This is a genomic window from Lentzea flaviverrucosa, assembly GCF_003350445.1.
GTDB classification, from domain to species: domain Bacteria; phylum Actinomycetota; class Actinomycetes; order Mycobacteriales; family Pseudonocardiaceae; genus Lentzea; species Lentzea californiensis.
This window is the reverse complement of the sequence record NZ_QQAU01000013.1, coordinates 96227-117613: the sequence shown is the minus strand read 5'-3', so window position 1 is coordinate 117613 and position 21387 is coordinate 96227. Positions and strand designations below refer to the sequence as shown.

General features: G+C 71.0%; 14 protein-coding genes. 6 read left to right on the top strand and 8 right to left on the bottom strand.

Going from position 1 to position 21387, the window contains the following annotated elements; all coding sequences use genetic code 11:
• Positions 1 to 9 precede the first annotated feature (9 nt).
• Entirely contained in the window at positions 10 to 1374 is a 1365-nt protein-coding gene (locus tag DFR72_RS32965) for an SLC13 family permease (RefSeq protein ID WP_245983720.1), read from the top strand.
• A gap of 8 nt (positions 1375 to 1382) precedes the next feature.
• Entirely contained in the window at positions 1383 to 2519 is a 1137-nt protein-coding gene (locus tag DFR72_RS32960; RefSeq protein ID WP_090070325.1) for a glycerate kinase family protein, read from the top strand.
• On the opposite strand, the gene DFR72_RS32955 is transcribed toward DFR72_RS32960, so the two are convergent.
• Entirely contained in the window at positions 2509 to 3120 is a 612-nt protein-coding gene (locus tag DFR72_RS32955; RefSeq protein ID WP_090070326.1) for a hypothetical protein, read from the bottom strand. The two genes, DFR72_RS32960 and DFR72_RS32955, sit on opposite strands and share 11 nt — an antisense overlap.
• A gap of 19 nt (positions 3121 to 3139) precedes the next feature.
• Between DFR72_RS32955 and DFR72_RS45875 the strand changes: the two genes are divergently transcribed.
• Positions 3140 to 3304 carry a hypothetical protein gene (locus tag DFR72_RS45875; RefSeq protein ID WP_169745998.1) on the top strand — a complete coding sequence of 55 codons (165 nt, stop codon included), beginning with the start codon at positions 3140 to 3142 and terminating at the stop codon, positions 3302 to 3304.
• Here the strand turns inward: DFR72_RS45875 and DFR72_RS32950 are convergent.
• The gene (locus DFR72_RS32950; protein WP_090070519.1) at positions 3249 to 4622 is read right to left on the bottom strand and encodes an MFS transporter; all 1374 of its coding nucleotides are present in this window, start codon (positions 4620 to 4622) and stop codon (positions 3249 to 3251) included. The two genes, DFR72_RS45875 and DFR72_RS32950, sit on opposite strands and share 56 nt — an antisense overlap.
• An 84-nt stretch (positions 4623 to 4706) precedes the next feature.
• Between DFR72_RS32950 and DFR72_RS32945 the strand changes: the two genes are divergently transcribed.
• From DFR72_RS32945 to DFR72_RS32935, 3 genes are all read left to right on the top strand, one after another.
• Positions 4707 to 5261 (top strand): TetR/AcrR family transcriptional regulator, encoded by a 555-nt coding sequence (locus tag DFR72_RS32945; RefSeq protein WP_114773847.1) that lies wholly within the window; start codon positions 4707 to 4709, stop codon positions 5259 to 5261.
• Positions 5262 to 5356: 95 nt separating this feature from the next.
• Positions 5357 to 6277: an ArsR/SmtB family transcription factor gene (locus DFR72_RS32940; RefSeq protein ID WP_090070330.1), complete on the top strand. Its 921-nt coding sequence runs from the start codon at positions 5357 to 5359 to the stop codon at positions 6275 to 6277.
• 16 nt (positions 6278 to 6293) lie between these two features.
• On the top strand, positions 6294 to 7847 hold the full coding sequence (locus tag DFR72_RS32935; RefSeq protein ID WP_090070332.1) for a tetratricopeptide repeat protein: 1554 nt from the start codon (positions 6294 to 6296) through the stop codon (positions 7845 to 7847).
• Positions 7848 to 8008: 161 nt separating this feature from the next.
• On the opposite strand, the gene DFR72_RS32930 is transcribed toward DFR72_RS32935, so the two are convergent.
• From DFR72_RS32930 to DFR72_RS32905, 6 genes are all read right to left on the bottom strand, one after another.
• Entirely contained in the window at positions 8009 to 9814 is a 1806-nt protein-coding gene (locus DFR72_RS32930; protein ID WP_090070334.1) for a hypothetical protein, read from the bottom strand.
• A complete protein-coding gene (locus DFR72_RS32925) occupies positions 9811 to 10914 on the bottom strand; it encodes a VWA domain-containing protein (protein WP_090070335.1) in 1104 nt (367 codons plus the stop codon). Before DFR72_RS32925 ends, DFR72_RS32930 begins: the two co-directional genes overlap by 4 nt.
• Positions 10911 to 13154 carry a DUF5682 family protein gene (locus DFR72_RS32920; RefSeq protein ID WP_245983719.1) on the bottom strand — a complete coding sequence of 748 codons (2244 nt, stop codon included), beginning with the start codon at positions 13152 to 13154 and terminating at the stop codon, positions 10911 to 10913. Before DFR72_RS32920 ends, DFR72_RS32925 begins: the two co-directional genes overlap by 4 nt.
• Complete coding sequence (locus DFR72_RS32915; protein ID WP_211335617.1) at positions 13112 to 14182, bottom strand: ATP-binding protein; 1071 nt, start codon at positions 14180 to 14182, stop codon at positions 13112 to 13114. The genes DFR72_RS32920 and DFR72_RS32915 overlap by 43 nt, the downstream gene beginning before the upstream one ends.
• Positions 14179 to 17754 carry a WGR and DUF4132 domain-containing protein gene (locus tag DFR72_RS32910; protein ID WP_170176522.1) on the bottom strand — a complete coding sequence of 1192 codons (3576 nt, stop codon included), beginning with the start codon at positions 17752 to 17754 and terminating at the stop codon, positions 14179 to 14181. The genes DFR72_RS32915 and DFR72_RS32910 overlap by 4 nt, the downstream gene beginning before the upstream one ends.
• Before the next feature lie 116 nt (positions 17755 to 17870).
• Complete coding sequence (locus tag DFR72_RS32905; protein ID WP_170176521.1) at positions 17871 to 21377, bottom strand: WGR and DUF4132 domain-containing protein; 3507 nt, start codon at positions 21375 to 21377, stop codon at positions 17871 to 17873.
• Positions 21378 to 21387 lie beyond the last annotated feature (10 nt).

The window sequence follows — 21387 nt, the reverse complement described above, 5'->3', positions numbered from 1 at the left end:
ATCGTTCTCGTGATCCTGACGCTGGTGGTCTTCGCGGTGGCGGTGGTGCTGTGGACGTGCACACCGCTGGACGACACGTTCGTCGCCCTCGCCGCCGTCGTGGCCCTGCTGCTGTCCGGCGTCCTGCCCGCCTCGGCACTGGCGGTGCTGGGCGGTTCGACGACGTGGCTGCTCATCGCGGCCTTCGTGCTGGCCGCCGGGGTGTCGGCGTCGGGCCTGCCCGCACGCCTCGCCAGCTCGCTGGTGGGGCGTGCCCGTTCGGTGCGCGGGCTGATGCACCTGACCGCGTTCGCGTTGCTGCTCACGGCGTTCTTCGTGCCGTCCACCTCGGGCCGTGCCGCCCTGGCCCTGCCGGTCCACCGGGCACTGCGGGTGAACGCGCGGGTGTCGCGGGCGCTCGGGGTGCTGTTCCCGTCGGTGATCCTGCTGACCGCGGTGGCGACGCTCGTGGGGGCGGGCGCGCACCTGATCACCAGCGCGTTGCTGGAGCAGGCGACGGGGCAGGGGATCGGGTTCGGGCAGTGGATGCTGCTCGGGCTCCCGCTCGCGGTGGTCAGCGCGCACGTGACGGCCGAGGTGGTGTTGTGGCTGTTCACGACCCGTGCGGACCGCGCGGAAGCGTTGGCGGGCCGCGTGGAGCCGTTGGCGGGCCGCGTGGAGCCGCTGGACGTGAGCGACGAGCCCACGGTCCGTTTCGCAGCGCGGAGCGAGGGTCCCCTCCCAGGGGACCCCTGTTCTAATTCTCCCAGACAGCACCGACAGTTTTCGGCGCTCACCAGGCCGGAGATCACTTCGCTGGCCATCGTCGGCGTCGTCTCGGTGGGGTGGCTCACCGAGTCCTGGCACCACGTCCCGCCCGAGGTCACCGCCCTCGCCGGTGCCGTCGCCATCACCGCGCCACGCCTCGGCACCACGACGCTCAAAGCCGCGTTCGCCGACATCCCGTGGTCGCTGCTGCTGTTCATGGCCGCCACCACGATGCTCGGCTCGGCCCTGGTCAGCTCCGGCGCCGCCCACACCGTCGCCACCCTGATCAGCCCGTCGCACCTGCTGCCGACCGTGATCGCGGTGAGCCTCCTCGCGCACCTCCTCATCCAGTCCCGCTCGGCCCGCTCCTCGGTCCTGGTGCCGATCGTCATCCCGCTCGCCGCGGCGGCGGGCATGAACCCCGCCGCGCTGGCGTTCGCCTCCACCGCGGCCGCCGGTTTCTGCCACACCACCACGGCGTCCGCGAAACCGGTCGCCCTCTTCGCCGGCGCCTACCGGCCGCGGGACCTGCTCAAGCTCGCCGCGGTCCTGGCGCCGATCACCGGCGCACTCGTGCTCGCCTGCGCCGTTCTCCTCTGGCCGCACCTCGGCCTGCCACTGAAATGAGGTCACCGATGCGTTTCCTGGTAGCTCCCAGCGGTTTCAAGGAGTCCCTGGACGCCTGCGACGTCGCCGACGCGATCGCACGAGGCATCTACCGCGTCGTGCCCGGCGCCATCGTGGACAAGGCACCGCTCGTGGACGGCGGCGAAGGCTCGGCCCGAGCGCTCGCCGAAGCCACCGGCGGCACCCTCGTCCCCGCGCTCGTCACCGGGCCGGTCGGCGAGGAGATCCCGTCCCACTTCGCGTTGCTCGGCGGTCCCGGTCCCCGCACGGCCGTGGTCGAGATGGCCGCGGCGGCGGGGTTGCGGCTCGTCCCGAAGAACCACCGCGACCCGGCGACGACCACCACGTACGGCGTCGGCGAGCTCATCCGCGCGGCGCTGGACCTCGGCGTCGACCGGATCCTGGTCGGGTGCGGCGACTCCGGCACGTCGGACGGCGGCGCGGGCGCGTTGCAGGCACTGGGAGCCCGCATCACCGACGCGCACGGCCGCGAGATCGGACGCGGGGGAGCGGCACTGGCCGGAGCCACCGCGCTCGACCTGTCCGAAGTGGACCCGAGGCTCGACAAGGCCGAGATCACCGTGGCCTGCAACCAGCACAACCTCCTGTGCGGAGACCGTGGCGTGGCAAGGGTGTTCGGTCCGCAGAAGGGCGCGACACCCGACCAGGTCGACCTGCTCAGCGACGCTCTGGACAACTGGGCCGACCTGCTCGGCCCCGGCGTCCGCACCATGCCGGGCGGCGGCGCGTCCGGAGGGCTCGGCGCCGGCCTGCACGCGCTGGGCGCCACCCTGCTGCCGCGCTTCGACGTCGTCCTGGAGCACTCCGACCTCGACGCCCGCCTGCCGGACGCCGACCTGGTGATCACCGCGGAAGGCGCCATCGACGGCCAGACCCCGCACGGCAAGGTGCCCGCGGAGGTGGCGCGCCGGGCCAAGAGGCACGGCAAGCCCGTCATCGCGCTCGCCGGCACGATCGGGGAGAACGCCCGCGCCAACCACGATGCCGGCATCGACGCCTACGCCAGCATCATCGCCGCACCCGTCACCCTGGACACCGCGATGGCCAGAACGGCGGAACTGCTCACCGACGCCACGGAACGCACGCTGCGACTGCTCCTCGTCGGCGCGGCCCTCACACGATGATCTCGACCTCCTTGCGGAGCTTGGCTCCGTCCAGCAGCTCGAGGTCGTCGCCGCTCCAGAAGCGGCCTGGGTCGTACCAGTTGGGCCTGCGCCTGGGCAGCAGCCCCATCTCCTCGTACGTGACGGCCACGATCTCCGCGCAGAACGCGCTCTCGATGGTCGCGTCGCCCTTGGGCCCCAGCGGAACCCGCCCGCGCAGCCACCGCGAGGCGAGCTTGGCGGTGGACGGGAACGGCGTGCCGTCGAGACGTGCCACCGTCCGCAGCGCCGCGTCCTCCATCTCGCGCGTCACCTCGTGGTCGAGCTGCCGCAACCAGGCCCGCTGCTTGTACTTGTCGTGCCAGGTCACGACCGCGTCGCGCAGGTCGTGCAGCTGGGCACCGCGCTGGTGCGTGCCGCTCCACACGTCCTTCAAGGACTTGCCGAGCTCGGCGTGCCACATCAACGGCGGCATGTCGTCGATCACGATCGCCATGCCGACGTGGTTGACCGGGCTGTTCGTCATGGCCTGGATCGCCCGGTCCGCCGCACTGCGCCCGCGGAACACCCACACGTCGCCGGTGCGGGTCATCTCCACGGCTTGGTCCAGTGTTGTCGCCATGGGCCAGTAGCCTAGGCACATGAAGCTGTGGAAGGTGATCGGTATGGCCGCTTTCGCGGGTGTCGCGGCGAGCGGCGTGGTCGTCGCCCGCAACCAGCGCCGCCGCGCCGCCTACACCCCGGACCAGATCAGGGAGCGCCTGCACGAACGGCTGGCCGAGGCGTCCGCTCCGCGTTCGGAATGAGCCGGTAGGCCACAAAGGACGCCACGACCAGCAGCACGGCGGCCACGAGCGCCGTCCCCTGCATCGCCTCGGTGAAGGTGCCCGTGCGGGCCCATGCCGACAGCACGGTCCCGAGCACCGCGATGCCCAGCGCCGCGCCCAGTTCGTAGGCCGTCTCCGACACGGCGGACGCCGCACCGGCCTTGTCCGCCGGCACCGCGGACACCACGGCGTCCGTCGTGAGCGTGAGCGCCAGGCCCACCCCTGCTCCGAGGACCACCAGCGCCACCGCGATGGCGCCATAACCTGACGAGAAACCGACGATCGTCAGGCCGCCCGCGCTGACCAGCAACCCCAACGCGATCGCGCGGCCACTGCCGAGCAGCCGGGCGACGGGACCGATGACCACGACGACCAGCACCCCGGCGAGACCCAGTGGCAGTTCGCGCAGGCCCGCCTCGAGCGGCGAGTAGCCCAGCACGTTCTGGAAGTACTGCGACAGGAAGAACACCAGGCCGGTCAGCGCGAAGATCGCGATCATGCTGGCACCCACCGCACCGCTGAACGCCGGTTTGCGGAACAACGCCACGTCGATCATCGGGTGCTCCGAGGTCCGCTGCCGCCGCACGAACAGCCACAGTCCCGCCACACCGGCTCCGCCCGCCCCGAGCGCGGTCCAGTTCGGGCCGACCAGGGCGAGCTCCTTGACCGCGTAGACCAGCGGCACGACCCCCGCCGCCGACAGCAGCGCCGACACCAGGTCGAACGGGCCGGGGTTCGGGTCACGGGACTCCGGCAGCCACCACGCGCCGAACACGAGCAGCGCCGCCATCACCGGCAGGTTGATGACAAACACCGAACCCCACCAGAAGTGCTCCAGCAGCGCGCCGCCGACCAGCGGGCCGAGAGCGGCACCGGCCGTCGCCGTCGCCGCCCAGATCGCCACCGCCCGCGTGCGCTCGGCGGGATCGGTGAACAGGTTGCGGATGATCGACAGCGTGGACGGCATGATCGTCGCGCCCGCCACGCCGAGCAGGGCGCGGGCCACGACCAACCAGCCCGCGGACGGGGCGAAGGCGGCCAGCAGCGAGGCGAGACCGAACCCGAACGCGCCCGTGAGCAGCAGTTTCTTCCGCCCGATCCGGTCGCCGAGCGTGCCCATCGTGATGAGCAGACCGCCCAGCACGAACGAGTAGATGTCGCCGATCCACAGCACCTCCGCGGTCGAAGGCCCCAGGTCCCGCTGCAACGCGGGAATCGCGAGAGCCAGCACCGTGCCGTCCACGGCGATCAACAACAGCGCGAGCGCGAGCACGCCCAGCGCTGCCCACTTCCGCATCACGAACCCCCTTAGCCGACCATCTGGTCTGTAAACTAACGTACCGTCCAGACGGTCGGCTAAGCAAACGATAGGTTGATCACCATGCCCGGAGAGCAGCGCAACGCGCCCCGCACCCGCCGTGAGGTGCTCGCAGCCGCCGCGCGCACGTTGATCGAGCAAGGCCCGAACGTCAGCCTCGACGCCGTAGCCAAGGAAGCGGGCGTTTCGAAGGGCGGCCTGTTGCACCACTTCCGCAGCAAGCAGGCGTTGATCGTCGGCCTGATCGAGGAGTGGTTCGACCACTACGACGCGACGGTCGAAAGCCTGCTCGAACCGGAGGACACACCCGGCCGCTGGACCCGCGCGCACATCAGGGCGACCTTCGTGCCGGACGACCTGTGGTCTCACCCGTCTGTCGTAACGGCACTGCTCGGCGTTCCGGAACTGCAGCAGCGCCTGGACGTCGCCGCGACCCGCTGGAGGCAGCAAACCGATTCCGACGGGCTGCACCCACAACGCGCGGACCTCATTTCCCGTGCACTCGACGGAGTGACGCTGGCAGACCTGCTGTGGCGCGGCCAGGAGTCGGCCGAAGAACGCGATCACACCCGTGACCTGCTGCTGAAGCTCACCGAGCAGTCCGGGCCGCTTGTCTGAGTTTGTCCACGGAACGTTGTCAAGTGGAACAACGCTGACACCGGACAACGAAGTCTGCGTACCTTCGGAAGTGGTTGCACTCCGGGGGGAAGCACATGCCGATCGTCATGTCCGAACCCGTGCCCAAAGGGCGCGGACTCACCATTCACTTCGAGTTGGAAGACCTGGCGCGCACACGGTTCGCCACCGCTCCGCTGCCGATGTACGAGCTCGTGTTCACGATGCACAGCGGTAACTGGGACCGCCTGCTGCTGCCGCAGATCCGCCCGCTGGCCGAACTGGTCAGACCCGGCCGGTTCATCCCGGACTTCTTCAACTCGGCGCGTCCCGACTTCGAGGACGCCGTGTGCCAGGTGCTGGAGGTGCCCTCCACGAGGGTGCGCGACCAGATCGCGAGCATGCTGGGCACCACGTCACCGTGGCTGCGGTCGTTCGCGGCCGGCACCCCGACCTCACGCCAGGACCTGCGCTCGGCGTTCCGGTCCGGCTTCCGCGACCTGCTCGGGCCCAACTGGTCGCAGACACGCCAGGCGTTCGACGCGGAGGTACGGCTGAGGTCGTCGCAGGCGGTGACGCGCGGGCTGGGGGACCTGCTCGGCCACCTGCACCCGTCGATCTCGTGGACCTCACCGGCCCTGCACGTGGAACTGGGCTGGGACACCGAGATCTCGCTGCGCGGCACCGGAATGCTGATCGTGCCGGTGCTCAACGGCCTGACCCGCCCGGCGGTGGCGATGTTCGCCGAACCACAACCGCTGCTCTTCTACCCGGTCACAGCACCCCAGCCGAGCGGCGCCAGCCTGGAACTAGCGCTCGGCCGCACCCGCACCCTCGTGCTGCGGGCCCTCACCTCCGAACGCACCACCACCGAACTCGCGAAACACGTGGGCATCAGCCTGCCCACCGCGTCGCAGCACGCGACGGCCCTGCGCACCGCGGGGTTCGTGTCCACCCACCGCAACGGCCGGTCGGTCCGCCACCGCCTGACCAGGCGCGGCTGGGAACTGCTGAACTGACACCAGGGAGGCCGGCATGACCGCGATGCCGCAGTACCGCACCGACCAGAGCCCACGCGCGCTGGCAACCCGCCTGCGCGCCCTCTGCACCGCCCGCGTCCCCGTCGCCTGCCACGTCTACGCCGGACTTTCCGCCCCGGTGCCGACGTCCGCCCTCCACGCGCGCATCACCCACGCCATGGCGCGCGCGTTCGTGGCGGGTACGTCGGCGGACGTACCCCGTTTCGAACCGCCGCCCTCCGCCCAGCTGCGCCTGCTGACCGCCGCCAGCTGGGGCCGCCTCGACGGCGCGGGCCCGGACATGACCACGTTCCCGGTCGACCTGGCGTCCGAGCTGTGGTGGCGCGTGCACGAACGCGCGCTCGGTTCGGTGCGTGCGCTCGGGTCGTCGCGTGCGCCTGATCGTGGGGTCGGTTCGTCGAGTGCGCCGGAAAGTGGGCTCGGTTCGTCGCGTGCGCCGGAACGTCGGCTCGGTTCGTCGCGCACGCCGGAAGGTGGGCCTGGCTCGTCGCGCTCGCTCGACCGTGCGCTGGGCTCGTCGCGTGCGCCGGAACGTGGGGACGGCGCGTCGCGTGCGCCGAAACGTGGGTTTGTTTCGTCGGGTGCGCCTGACCGCGCGCTCGGTTCGTGGCATGCGCCGGAACGTGGGCTCGGTTCGTCGCGCACGGCAGAGGGCGGGCCCGGCTCGTTGCGCATGCCCGAGCGCCGCCTGGCCTGCGATCTGTTGCTGCGCCTGGGATACCCGCACCGCGCGGCCGAGGTGATCGGCCTGAGCGTGATCGACCCGCGCAAGCACGTGCTCTCACCCGACCTGGCCCTCGAACAACTCGCCGTCCTGCGCTGCCACCTCCCGTCCTCCGCCGTGGAGGCGATGGCGTTGCGCGGCGCCAGGTCCGGCCTCCCGCCCGAGACGCGGCGTGACCTGGCTCTGTTCGTGGTGTTCCGCAACGCCGCCCGCGGCGCCGACTCCACCTCGATGCAGGCCGCCGCCGCGCTGGCGATCAAGGCCTCGTCCGAGCTGCCGCAGAACGGCTTCGCCGGCCTGCTGAACCGGGCACGCCTGCACCGCGCGCTCGCCGCGGTCCCGTTCGTGCGGCGCGACATCGTGGAGACCCACCGGCTCCTGGGCCGGGCGCTGGAATCGCTGACGTCGATCACCCCGGCCGCCGAGATGGACCGGCTGGCGTGGGCGGACGAGGCCTATGCCCTGTACGCGTTCCTCATGCGTACGCACCTCACCGTCGGCCTTGGTCAGCGCGCCGCCGGCTACGCCGCCGAACTGGCCGAGCTCAGTCCGGGTGACGACAGGACGTGGGCGTTGCAGGGCGATGCGCTGGCTTCGTGTGGTCAGCTGGACGCCGCTCTCGACGCCTATGGCCGGGGCATCGCGCTCGGTGGCTGGGGTGCGGCGCGTGCTGCATACCTCCGCGCCTTTGTGCTGGAACGGCTGGGGCGGGTGGCTGAGGCGGCCGAGGACTACGTGCTGTCCCAGCGGATCGATCCGACCTCGTCGGTGGTGGCGGGGCCGGTCGAACGGCCTGTGCCGGGCGCCAAGTATGCAGTGGGCTGACGCGGTGCCTACCGCTCCTCCGCGCGATTCCTCCTTACGCAACGTGCGAACCCCGGATTTGGTTCCCGCTCTGTCCACAGGCTTCCGACTTGTCCACAGGCTTCGCCGACGAGAGTTTTAGCTGCCGTCCGGTGACGTTGACGAGAGCTTCAGCGGGTGTGTCAGCGGGCGTCTGCCGTCACCAGTAAGCGCAGGTTCGCGGCTAGCCAGGTGGTAGCGGTTGGGGCGTCGGCGAACACCGTTACGTGGGTTGCTGCTGTGCGTAGGCCTGCGTTGTGCAGGTGGGCGCCTACCTCTCGTACGCGGGTGAACAGGCTGTCCGTCAGGTGGTCCAGGCCTCGGTGGGCTGCCTCGGCCAGCACTGTGAGGGCGCTGTCGACCGTTGCACTCAGCGGGTCGGAGGCCGTGGTGCCCGGTGACAGGGGTTGCGGTGTCTGATCTGTCGCCAGGTCTGGGACGGTCACGCCTGTGGAGGCGAGGACGGCCAGCGGGTCGACTACCAGCGTGCCGCGGTGCCTGCGGACTGTGCCGGTGATCGTTGTCGGGTTTGCGCGCAACGCCGTTGTCAGTGCGTCCAGGGCGTGCGGTGCTACTGCTCGGTGTGTTGCCTCCAGGCGGCATGTTGTGCCGTTGGGGCTGTGGAGGGTTGCGGTCAGGCGTTGGGCGGCTGGGTCGTAGGCGAGGTCGGTCACCTCGGTGACCCGGATCGCGCGGACCAGTTCTGCCTCGACCCTTGCGCGGACCTGGCGGGGCGGTAGCTCGGCCAGGTGTGCGGCGGCCGCTTCGTAGTCGTCGATCACCAAGGCCTGCGGCAGGTGGTCCCAGGCCGTGCCGACGGGCGTCAGCGAGGTTTTGGCCACTCGGCTGGTTTTGAGCGTTACGGCTCGGCTTGCGCTGCGGGTCGCCGACTCGGACACCACGTTCGACGCCGCCAGCCGCTGGGCGGTGCGCAAGGGAGTGTTGCGCTGCACCAGTACTACGTCGCCTGATGCCAGGTAGACGTCGGCTGTGTTCTCCGCGCGCTGACGGGCGCCCAGCGCGGTCAGGCGGACGCGTTTCAGCGGGGTTTCCGCCGGCTCGTCCGGACCCAGGATTTCGGCGCGTGGGCCTGTGGCGGTGGTGCGGGCGTGCAGTTCTGTCAGCAGGGCGGCGAAACGTTCTGCCTCGTAGTCGGCGCTTCGGCCGCGGTACGCGGTCAGTTGGGCGAGCAGGTCGGTGATCACGGCGGCGGGCCAGTGCAGGCGTTGTGCGGTCAGGTCGCGGTGCAGGCGTTGCCACGCTACGTCTAGCACCTCGCTTGCGTTCGTGGCGCCGTCCAGCAGCAACTGGTCCAGCAGGTCGGTGACGGCGGTCAGGTCTGTTGCCGTGGTGGGGGACCCGCCCACGTCGACCGTGTCGGTGCCCTGTTCGTCGGCCTCGCGGAAGGCCCACACCGCCAGCGCTGTCGCCTCGTCCTTGTTGACCGCGTCCGTGTGGACGTAGGACAGGTCACCGGGCACCAGGAACGTGACCGTGCAGGTGGGGAGTTCCGCCTGTGCCGTCTGGTCCTGCGCGGTCGGGCGGCGGAGCTTCACGCGGTAGCCGGCCTGGTGCGCCCTGCGGGCTCGGCGCAGCGTGCGTTCGCCCATCAACGCCACCAGGTCCGCGTCCGGCACCAAGCCCGGTGACCACAGTTCGGCGGGTGCGCTCGCCTCCTGGGTGCGTTGGTAGGCGAGGACGACGGCGATGCGGTGCCGGCAGACGCCCGCCGCCCCGCAGCTGCAGCCGGCCGCGTCCAGTGCGATGCCCGGCGGCAGGGTGGTCGTCGTGCCGTCCGGGAACTTGCCCTGGACGGCGCCGGCGGGATCGATGTCGAGCGCCGGTACGACGCCCGCGTCGAGTTCCTTGACGGCGCGTTTCACCAGACCGCGGTTGGCCAGCGCCGCGAGCGCGTCCGGGGTCAGTGCCATCAGGTCGGGTCTGGTCACCTGAGTTTCTCCGCAACGAATTCCGCCAGCTGGCCCGGGGTCATCGCGCCCACGTGGGCGCCGACGTTCGCGAGGCGCTGGCCCAAAGCCCTGTCGTAGTCCGGGTTCGCTTCATCGTCCAGCGCGGCCAGGCACAGCACGTGGGTGCCCTGCTCGCACAGGCCCTTGACCGTGCGCACCAGGCGCTCCTCGCTGCCGCCCTCGTAGAAGTCGCTGATGATCGCGACGATCGACCGGCGCGGGCTGTCCACGAGCTCGGCTCCGTACGCGACGGCCTTGGCGATGTCCGTGCCGCCGCCGAGCTGCACCTTCATCAGCAGCTCCACCGGGTCCGTCACGTCCGAGGTCAGGTCGACCACGTTCGTGTCGAACGCGACCAGGTGCGTCCTGAGTCCCGGCAGCCCCCACAGGCATGCCGCCGTGACGGCCGAGTGGATCACCGAGCTGGTCATCGACCCCGACTGGTCCACCAGCAGGACCACCTGCCACTGCTCCAGGTGCCGCGTGGTGCGCGAGACGAACTTCGGGTGCTCGATCGCGAGCCTGCGCTCGTCGGGCTGGTAGCGCTGGAGGTTCGCCCTGATCGTCGAGCGGAAGTCGAAGTTGCGCGAGTTCTTGTGGATGCTCGGCCTGCGCGACCTCGTGCCGCTGAACGCCGTGCGCACCTCCGTCTTCAGCTTCTCCATCAACTGCTTCACGACCGCCTCGACGATCTTGCGGGCCATCGCGAGCACGGCGGGGTTCATCAGGTGCTTGGTCCGCAGCACCGCGCGCAGCAACGCCGGGTTCGGCTCGATCCGTTGCAGCACCTCGGGATCCGTGACGATGTCGGTGATCTCGTAGCGCTCGACCGCGTCGCGCTCCAGCCGTTCGATCGTCTCCCGCGGGAACAGGGTGTGCACCTCGTCCAGCCAGTCGACGGTCTGCAGCACCGAATCCTCACTGCCGCCCTTGCGCACACCGCGTTCGGCCAGCCCGGGATCACGCCCGTAGAGCCACTCCAGCGCCGCGTCCCGGCGTGCCGCGTCACCCTGCAGGCCCCCGGTGCAGCGCGACGCGGGCTCGCCGAGGATCAGCCGCCAGCGTTCCAGGTCCGTCATGCCAGCCCGCCCTTCACCAGCAACGCGTCCACGCGCTTCTCGATCGCCATCGCCTCCGCCACGCTGATCGGGTCGGCCGTGAGGCGGGTGACGCCCTTCACGCTGCCCTCGACACCGCGATGGGCGAGCACGGTGGCCGCGATCGTTTCCCTTTCCCTGGGCGGGAAGTAGCTGAAAGCGAGCCGCAACGCGGGCAGTGCCACCAGGAACTCGTCCTCGTCCATGGCACTGACCAGTTCGTCGAGCACCCCGACCAGGTCCGGGCTCGCCAGCACCTCTTCGCGCGCCACGGCGAACAGCCCGGTGAGCCAGTCGCCGAGCGCCTCGATGTTCCTGATCTTGTGCACGTCCGGCTGGGAACCCAGCGTCCAGGCGAGCCCGAGCGCCGCACCGCGCAGGTCCGGTGGCGCCTGCACGTCGTTGCTCACCCTGGTCGCGACGCCCGTGACGTCCGCGACGTCCAGCGACAGCGCTGACCTGGCGTGCAGCACCGCGTCCCTGGTCGCCGCCATCGCCTTGAGGCGGTGCGGATCGGCCGGGGCCGGCCCGCCGTGCAGGCCCTCGACCAGCCACAGCACCCGCGCGGTGCCGACGTCGATCACCGAGCCCAGCAACGGGTCCTTCTTGGTGCCGAACAACCTGTCGTGGCGCCACAGCCCGAGCACACCGCTCAGCACACTGCCCAGTGCCGCCAGGTCACCCGTGTCCCGGACGCCCTCGTTGAGGGTCTGCTTGACCCTGCCGGACAACGCCGAGATCCCGCACAGCACCGCGTCGAACAGGATCGTGGCCAGTTCTTCCAGCTGTGCGTGCCGGGAGCGGCGTTCCAGCGCCACCCCGGCCGCCTCCTCCAGCGTGGCACCGTTCTCGGCGGCCTCGATCAACGCGGCCAGCCGTTGCTCGACCGGCCGCAGCGTCCACTGCTCGTCCAGCTTGGGCTGCGCGCCCTCGGACGGACCGCTCGTGCGCTCGAAGCCGGGGATCCGCAGCACCCGCAGGCGGTGGAGAATCCTGCTGCGGTGCAACGCTTCCGGGTCTGTGAGGTCGAGCGCGACCTTGCCCTCCTGGTCGAGCCCGTGCGTCCGCAGCAACTCCTGCACGGCGTTGACCAGCGGCGGCGCGGGAGTGCTCGGGTGCAACCGGCCGACCTTGCCGCCGCGCAACGCCCCGATCATCTCGATCAACGCCGGGTGCGCGCCGGGCTGCAGCGTGCCGCGCCGCGTCCACGGCGGCGGCTGCGTCAGGTCCTCGGAGATCAACGCGCTGGTCAGCCCGTCGAGCACGTCCGTGCGCGCCAGGTTCTCGTGCCCGCGCAACCTCGCCAGCGCGCCGGCCTGGGTGCGCGCGGCGATGAGGTCGGCCGTCGACACGGGCTGCTGCCTGCGGCGCAACCTCGTCGCCACCGACTCGACCAGCCAGTCCGCCGCGCGCTGCGACCCGGTCTCCCAGACCTGCTGGTAGTAACCGGGTGAGGGCATTCCTGACTGGTAGCCGGTGAACGCGTCCAGCCGTGCGTGCGAGTACGGCACGAGATAGCTCGCGCCCCGTTCGCGTTCGGGCACCTCGGGCCACTCGGTGCCGCCGTCGAGTTGCGCCTTGAGCGCGGCCGTGTGGAAGCCACCGGTGATCACGACGACGGGCCTGTCGCCCGCGTCGTGCACCGCCGCCCGCACCCAGCGCGCCATGTACTCCTCGCGCGCCGAATCGCCCTCGTCCGCGGTCGCCGTGCCGCGCAGCAGGTCGAAGTACTCGGCCATGCCCTTCGGCTCGGTCTCGCACTCGAACAGGTGGTCCCACAGCACGTCGACGTTGTCGACCGAGAACTCCCGGCACAGCCGCTCGACGACCTCGGTGTAGCGCAGTTCCGCGTCCGCGTACCTGTTGCTGACGTCGCGGAACGCCTCGTGCCACGCGGGCAGGTCGATGAACCTGACCTCGGCGCCGCACCGGCGTGCCTCCGTGATCGCCACCCATTCCGGCGAGTAGTCGCAGAACGGCGACCACGACGCGTGCTGGTCCGAGTAGCTGAACAACGCGACGGGCAGCTCGTGCCCGAGCAGCAACTCGTCGATGCGCTCGTTGAAGTCGGCGGGACCCTCGATGAGCACGTACGCGGGCTGCTGCTGCTCGATGGTGGCGGCGACGATGCGGGCACAGGCGGGACTGTGGTGCCGGACGCCGACGAACACGGCCCCCATCAGCCGGGCAGCAGGTGACGGGCGCGGTGCAGCTCCTGCCACTGCGCGCCCTTGCGCCGCGACGCGTGCTGCTCCAGGTACCGCCGCAGCCGCGCCAGGTCCTCCGCGTTGTCCTTCGCGGCCGTGCCCGCCAGGCACTCCACGACGTCCGCGGCCGAACCGACCTCGCCGCGCAGGAACCAGCCGCGCAGACCCACCGCGTGCGCCACCGAGACCGCCTCGGCCGTGCTCATCACGGTCGTGAGCCGGTCGCCGCCCTCGCGCAGATCGCGGAACGTGCGGACCAGGACCTCCAGCACGTCGCGCCTCGGCGCGAGCTCCACACCGGAGCGTTCCAGCAGCTTCGCGGCCTCCTGCTCGACCAGCGCGAGCTCGGTGTCGAAGTCCGCGATCGGGAACACCGTCTCGAAGTTGAACCGCCGCTTGAGCGCGGCGCTCATCTCGTTGACGCCCCTGTCGCGCGTGTTCGCCGTGGCGATCACGTTGAACCCGTCCTGCGCGAACACCATGCCGTCCGGGCCGCTCAGCTCACCGATCGCCATCACGCGGTCGGACAGCATCGACAGCATGCAGTCCTGGACCTCCAGCGGGCAGCGGGTGATCTCCTCGAACCGGACGATCTTGCCCTCGGCCATGCCCCGCAACATCGGCGCCGGCACGAGCGAGCGCGGCGACGGCCCCTCCGAGACCAGCAGCGCGTAGTTCCACGAGTACTTGATCTGGTCCTCGGTCGTGGCCGCGCCGCCCTGGATCGTCAGCGTCGACTCGCCGCACACCGCCGCCGCGATCAGCTCGGACAACAACGACTTCGCCGTGCCCGGCTCACCGACGAGCATCAGGCCGCGGCTGGTCGCGAGCGTGACCAGCGCCCGGTCCACCAGGGACGGATCGCCCACGAACTTCTTGACGACGCCCCGCTTCTCGTCGCCCACCACGAACTTGCGCGCGGCGTCGAGGCTCAGCGCCCAGCCCGGCGGCCTGGGGGCGGTGTCGGCGTCTCGCAGGCGCGCGAGCTCGTCGGCGTAGCGGACCTCGGCGGGAGGACGCTGCATCGTCTGAGTGCTGGTCATGACCGCAGGGACTCCAGTTCGGAGAGGATCTCGGAGAGGGTGATCGGGTCGATCGTGAAGGTGGCCGGGGCGTCCCGCGGTGCGGACCACGTGCCGTGACCGCTGGGCGAGAACCACATGTCGCTGAAACCGACCTCGGGGAAGACGTCCATGGCGCCCACCGCGATGCCGGGGTCCATCGCCGCGACGAGCGCGCCGCCGCCCGGGAACGGCCGGGTGATCCAGCACTCGACGCCCGCGTCCTGCGGCTCGCCGCGCACCCAGCCCCTCTTGGTGAGACCGAGGATCTTCCCGATCGGGTACGGGGTGCCGCAGGACTTCTTCAGCCGGGGGAGGACGTCCCCGGCGGACGCCACCAGGTGGACCGGGCGGCCCAGCTGCGGGAACGGCTGGAGGATCTCGTAGTCGGCGAAGACCTCGCCCCACGCCGCCGCCGCGTCCCGCAGGTCGACCGCGTGCGCCACGCGCACGACCGCGGTCTCGGGCAGCGTGAACTCGTCGTCGTTCGTGTCAGCCAGTGTGCGGTCCTCAGCCAGCCGGAAGGAATCACCGTCGGCGGTGATCCACACCAGGCGGCGGACGATGTGCCACAGCAGCGGATGGCCCGCCAGGACGGTGTGGAACTCCTCGGCGGTCCAGGTGCGCTGGTCGACCATGGCCCGTTCGAGCCGCTGGATCTGATCGGACGCGATGGTGCGGACGTCCTTCTTCAAAGCCATGAACCGCTTGTGCTCCAGCGGTGCCTGCTCCTGGTCGTTCTTCGCACCGGGTTTCGGCAGGTCCTTGCGGCGCTTGCCGTCCGGGTCCAGCACGAACGGTTTGAGCTGCTCGTCGAAGCCGACCGTGAACTGCCGCGGACCGTAGTCGACCACCAGGGTCGCGGCGTCGTCGAGACCCAGGCGCGGGACCAGCCGGTCCGACAGCTGGTCGCGGGACAGGCCGAGCTCGGCCGCGATCTGGGCGACCTTCTCCTGGGCCTTGGACTTGAGGCCCTTGAACGACACCTTCTCGGCGATGCCGTTCAGGTGGGACAGCGCGACCTCGGTGCCGATGTCGGCGAGGACGTCGAGACCCGTGACGGCGCGGGCGTGCTGGCTCTGGCCCGGCCAGTTGCGGATCAACGGTGACAGCGCGCGCACCGTCGAGTCGTCGCCGAACCAGCCGAGCGCGCTCAGCGCCCAGCTCTCCTTCGACGGAGCGCCTGCCTGTTCCCACGCCTGGAACGCGGCCCAGGCGAACGCCGCCAGCGAATCGCGGTCGAGCGCTTCGCGGACGATCGGCAGCCCGGCGTAGAGCTCTCCGGGCTTGGACAGCGCGGCCGTCATCAGCAGATGACCGGCCGCCTCCGCGGACAGCGCGTGCTTGCGATCCGCCAGCAGGACCTGCGGCAGCAGGCGGGTGTCCGCCCACTCGCCGATCGCCGGCAGCTTCGCGGGCAGCACGTCGACCGGGTCGACCGACAGCACGACGTCGATCGCGGCCTCGGCGCCGCACTCCCCGGCGATCGCGGCCACGTCGACACCGAGGTTGTTGTTCAGGTGCCGCAGCGCGGCCTCGGCGTTGCGGCGGGGGACACCGGCCTTCCCGGCCGCCGCCGGGATGAGCAGACGAGCGGCCTGCTCGCGGTGCCGGGCCAGCCACTCGAGGCCCCAGCGCCGGGCGGACTTGGTCCGGGCGAGCCAGTCGGCCATCTGCGTGGCCACCTCGGCCGTGGCGAACGGCATCAGCAGCATCCCGGTCCCCGCGGGAGCGGACTGGACGTGCCGCAGCAGCGGCGGCGCGGCGTCGGCACCGAACCGGGCGGCCAGGTTCTTGCCCCACTCCTCGACGCCCCAGCTGTAGTTCGGCTGCCAGTCCGCGAGCAGGTGCCGCACCTCGTCGTCGGGCGCGAGGAGGAACAGGTCGTTGTCGTAGTAGTCGACGGTGCCGGCCAGGTAGTCCTTGAGCAGCTTGCGCCAGTCGCGATCGTCCTGCACCCACGACGAGCCGGACGCCAGCCACTCGGCGTGCTCGCCGGGCAGCCAGCTCACCACCGGCTCCGGCAGCGGAAGGTCCTCCAGCACCACGGGCTTCACGGGCTTGCGGCGGTGCAGCCACGGCGGCGAGGCCAGCAACGGTGGCAGCTGGTCCGCGCTCGCCTCCGGCACGATCGCCTCGGCGGACTCGGCGAGCAGCGCGGCGACCTCGCCGGGCACGGTCAGGTGCGGGTTGCTCCGCAGGTGGACGTTCAGCAGCCGGCGCACGGCCTCGCCCGACGACGCGCGCTCGGCCAGCAGCCGCGCCGCCCTCACGGGGAACGCCCTCATCGCGGACACCGCGGCGGGCAGCACGTACTTCCCGTCCAGCCGGTCGAGCAGGATCGTGAACGCCTCGTCGGTCGGGAGCGCCGCGAGCACGGTCAACGCCTGTTTCCGGCCTCCCGTCCGCTGGTGGTAGCTGTCGGAGTCGAGCTCCTCCGCGAGCAACGGCGCGACGGCCGGCCCCAGCACGTACACCGCCGTGTAGAGCACGAACGCCGATGTCGTGAGCGACTCGTCGATGGCCCTGAAGTCCTCGAGGCTGCGGGCGCTGCTCGTCAGCATCCACCAGCGGCTCCGCGTGTACCGGTGCTTGCGAACCTCGGTGAACCAGTCCGCCCGCTCGGGGATCAGGTAGCAGCGGAGTTCCTGCCCGGTCTCCGACTCGCCGAGCTCCTCCAGCGCGCCTTCGGCGGCCGCGCGGTCCTCGGGGCTCGCGACGGCGATCGCGTACCGGACGGCGGTGAGCATCAGGCCTTCCGGCTCACCGATCGTCGTGTGGAAGTTGCCGGTGCGGTACCGCAGGCAGAACCCGGTCCACCTGCCGTGCTGGTTCCGCTGGTCGCAGTACGCGAGGCTCGCGAACTGGACGACCGCTGTGGTGGCGAAGGCGAGGCCGTGGTCGGCGATCCAGGCGTGCACGGCGGGCGCGCTCGCCTTCGTGATGGCCGCGATCGCCGCCGCTCCGACGGGATTCGGCTGCCCGGCCAGGTACTCGCGCGCCGCGCTGACCAGCTCGGCCTCCGAGCCCTTGGCCGAGAGGGCCTGCTCGATCGTCTCCGCCTGGTCCGTGATCAGCTGCCGCGCCTGCTCGGCCTTCGCAGGGTCGACCGTGAACTCCGGCTCCGGGTGGATCCCGCGCTGCCGCACCGCGTCGCGCAGCCACGCCTTGGGGATCACCCAGGCGTCTTCGTCGATGGCGGTCGTGGGCTCGGTGGCGGGCTGCTCGAGGGAGGTGCCAGGTGCGCCGGTAGCGGGCTGCTCGGCCGCGGCAGGTGCAACGGTGGCGGGTTCGCTGACAGCTGATGTGGCTGCGGGCTGTTCGGTCGCGGACTGCTGGGCCCCGGCGGCGTCTTCGGGTCGGTAACCCTTCTTCTCCTTCTCGGCCACCAGTTTCGCGACGTGCGCGACGGCTGCCTCGGCGGAGGCCAGCTCCTTGGTCTGGGTCTGGCCGGCGGTGCCCAGCCGTCCGAACCGGACGGTCACCGTCGCGCCGTCCTGCCCGATCTCCCAGAACTTCGCGGAGCCGTTCGCGACGAGTTCCCACCTGCGCACTGCCGTACCTCCTGGGGACACGCAAAAGGAGTTGATGTGCAAGGACGTTACCCAGGGGGTCTGACAATTCTTCACGGTCGGTCCGAAGAGCTGATCAGACCCCCTGAGCGCGGGGCTCACGACTGCAGTGACTCCAGTTCGGACAGCACTTCCGAGGCCGTGATGGCGTCGGTGGTCAAGGTGCTCGCCGCGTTGCGCTGCGACGACCAGTAGCCGTACCCGTCGGCGGAGAACCACACGTCGGTGAACTTGACCTCGGGGAAGATGTCGATCGCGCCCACCGCGATGCCGGGGTCCAGCGACGCGACCAGGGCACCACCGGAGGGCAGCGGCCGGGTGATCCAGCACTCGACGCCGCCGTCCTGGGGTTCGCCGCGGTTCCAGCCCTTCTTGGTGAGGCTGAGGATCTTGCCGACCGGGAGGTCCACGTTGCAGTACTTCCCGAGGTGGGGCAGGAGGTCCTCGCCCGCGGGCACCAGGTGCAGCGGGCGGCCCAGTTGCGGGAACGGCTGGAGGATCTCGTAGTCGGCGAAGACCTCGCCCCACGCCTCCAGCTCCGGCTGGAGGTCGACCGGGTGGGCCACGCGGACGGTGGCGGCCTCCGGGAGCGTGAACTCGTCGTCGCCGGAGCCGGCGAGAGTGCGGTCTTCTGCCAGGCGGAAGGACTGACCGTCGGCGGTGATCCACACCAGGCGGCGGACGATGTGCCACAGCAGCGGGTGGCCGGCGAGGACGGTGTGGAACTCCTCGGCGGTCCAGGTGCGCTGGTCGACCATCGCGCGTTCGAGGCGGTGGATCTGGTCGGACGCGACGGCGCGGACGTCCTTCTTCAGTGCCGCGAACCGCTTGTGCTCCAGCGGGGCCTGGTCCTGGTCGTCCTTCGCACCGGGTTTCGGCAGGTCCTTGCGGCGCTTGCCGTCCGGGTCCAGCACGAACGGCTTGAGCTGTTCGTCGAAGCCGACCGTGAACTGCCGCGGGCCGTAGTCGATCACCAGGGTCGCGGCGTCGTCGAGGCCCAGGCGCGGCACGAGGCGGTCTGCCAGCTGGTCGCGGGACAGGCCCAGTTCGTCGGCGATCTGGGAGACCTTCTCCTGGGCCTTGGTCTTGAGGCCCTTGAACTTCACCTTCTCGGCGATGCTGTTGAGGTGCGACAGCGCGACCTCGGTGCCGATGTCGGCGAGCACGTCGAGACCCGTGACCGCCCTGGTGTGCTGGCTCTCGCCCGGCCAGACGCGGATCAACGGTGACAGCGCGCGCACCGTCGAGTCGTTGCCGAACCAGCCCAGCGCGGTCAGCGCCCAGCCTTCCTTCGACGGCGCGCCGACCTCCTGCCAGCGCTGGAACACCGCCCACGCGAACTCCGCCAGCGAGTCCTCGTCGAGCGCCTCGCGGGCGATCGGCAGGCCCGCGTAGATGTCGCCCGGCTTGGACAGCGCGGCCGTCATGAGCAGATGACGCGCGGCTTCGGCGGACAAAGCCTGCCTGCGGTCGCGCAGCAGGACCTGGGGCAGCAGGCGGGTGTCCGCCCACTCGCCGATCACGGGCAGCTTGGCGGGCAGCACGTCGACCGGGTCGACGGCCAGGAAGGACTCCAGGGCGGCGGCCGCGGCAGGGCTCGGCGCGAGCGCCACCAGGTCCACGCCGAGTCCGTGCAGGTGGCGGATCGCCGTCTCGGCGTTGCGCCGCTCGGCACCGGGCTTGCCCAGGGCGGCGGGCACGAGGAAGCGCGCGGCCTGTTCGCGGTGCCGGGCGAGCCAGCTCAGCGCGGTCTTGCGCACCTGCTTGAGCCGCACCAGCCAGTCCGCCATCAGCGCGGCCACCTCGGGCGTCGCGAACGGCAGCAGGATGACCGCCGTCGACGAGTTGATCTCCGCGATGCGCAGCAGGGCGGGCAGGGCGTCGAAGCCGAACTTCGCGGCCAGCCGCTTGCCGGCCGACTCCGCGCTCCAGCCCAGGCGCGGCTGCCAGTCCGCGAGGAGGTGCCGGACCTCGTCCTCGGGTGCCCCGATGAGCAGGTCGGCCATGCGGTACCCGATGCGGCCCGCCTTGTACTCCGCCAGCCAGTGCTGCCAGGTCTTGTAGGGGTTGGTGTCCCAGTGGCCGTCCTTCAGCCACGCCTCCCGCTCACCGGGCTGCCACGTGATCGACGCGCTGGGCACCGGGAGGTCCGGCACCACCGCCGGCTTCACCGGAGGTTTCCGGTTCAGCCACGGCGGCGAGGCCAGCACCGGCGGCAACGCCTCCGCGGGCGCTTCTGACACCGCCGCCGTCTCGACCTCGACGAACCCCTCAGGTGCTTCCAGGTACGGGTACGTCTTCAGGTGCACGCTGAGCAACCGGCGGAACTCCTCGTTGCCGGCGGAGCGTTCTCCGAGCAGCCGGGCCGCCCTGGCCGGGAACGCCGCCATCATGGACAGCACCGCCGGACGCACGTACTTGGTGTCGATCCGGTCGAGCAGCAGGGCGAACGCCTCGTCGGTGGGCAGCGTGGAGAGGGTCTTCAGCACCTGCTTGCGGGTGTCCGCGCGCTGGTACTGGTGGTCGAGCGACTGAGCGAGCAACGGCGCGATCGCCGGACCCAGCACGTACAGCGCCGTGTGCAGGACGACCGAGTGGTTGGCCACCGAGGACGGCGCGGCCTCGAACTCCTCGTACGTGCTTGCACTGCAGTGCAGGAGCCACCAGCGGGTGCCCGTGTGCGGCGTCTGGCACGCCTCCTGGAACCAGCCGGGCCGGCCCGGCATCAGGAACGAACGCACCAGCTTCGAGTTGGGCTCGTCGACCTCGCCCAGCCTGCTCAGCACGGCTTCCGCGGCGCTGCGCTCGGCGTCCTCCGCGATCGCGAGCGCGTACCGGACCGCGATGAGCATCTTGCACTCGACGCTGCCGATGGTGATGTGGACGAACCCGCCGCGCGATGCCAGGCGTTCGTTGCCGTAGGCGCGCTGGTGCGACAGCCACTCACGGCTGCAGAACACCCGCATGAACTCGGCGGTGGCCTCCGTCGCGAACACCAGGCCGTGGTCGGCGATCCAGGCGTGCACGGCCTGCTCGCCGTTGGTGAGGATGGCCGCGATCGCCGCCGCACCCGCCGGGTTCGACCGCCCGGCGAGGTGTTCGCGCGCCGCCCGCACGAGATCGAGGTCGGACGCCGGTTCGGACAGGACTCGCTCGATCGTGTCCCCCTGCTCGCCGATCCGCTGCCGGGCCTGCTCGGCCAGCGCGGTGTCGACGGAGAACTCCGGGGCGGGGTGGAAGCCGCGCTGCCGCACCACGTCCCGCAGCCACACCTTGGGCATGACCCAGGTGTCCTCGTCGACGGGGACGGGGGCAGCGGTGGAGGTCTGAGCGGGTGAGCTGGGAGCAGCGGCGATCGGTGCGGAAGCGGGTTCCGGAGTGGTGCCGGCAGCCGGGGCCGTGCCGGTCGCGCGGTAGCCCTTCTTCTCCTTCTCCGCCACCAGCTTCGCCACGTGGGCCTCTGCCGCCTCCGCGGAAGCGAGCTCCTTGGTCTGGGTTTGGCCGTGCGTGTCCAGCCGTCCGAACCGGACGGTGACCGCGGCACCGTTCCGTTCGACCTCCCAGAACTTCGCCGCGCTGCCCGAGACGAGCTCCCACCTGCGCACTGACTGTCCC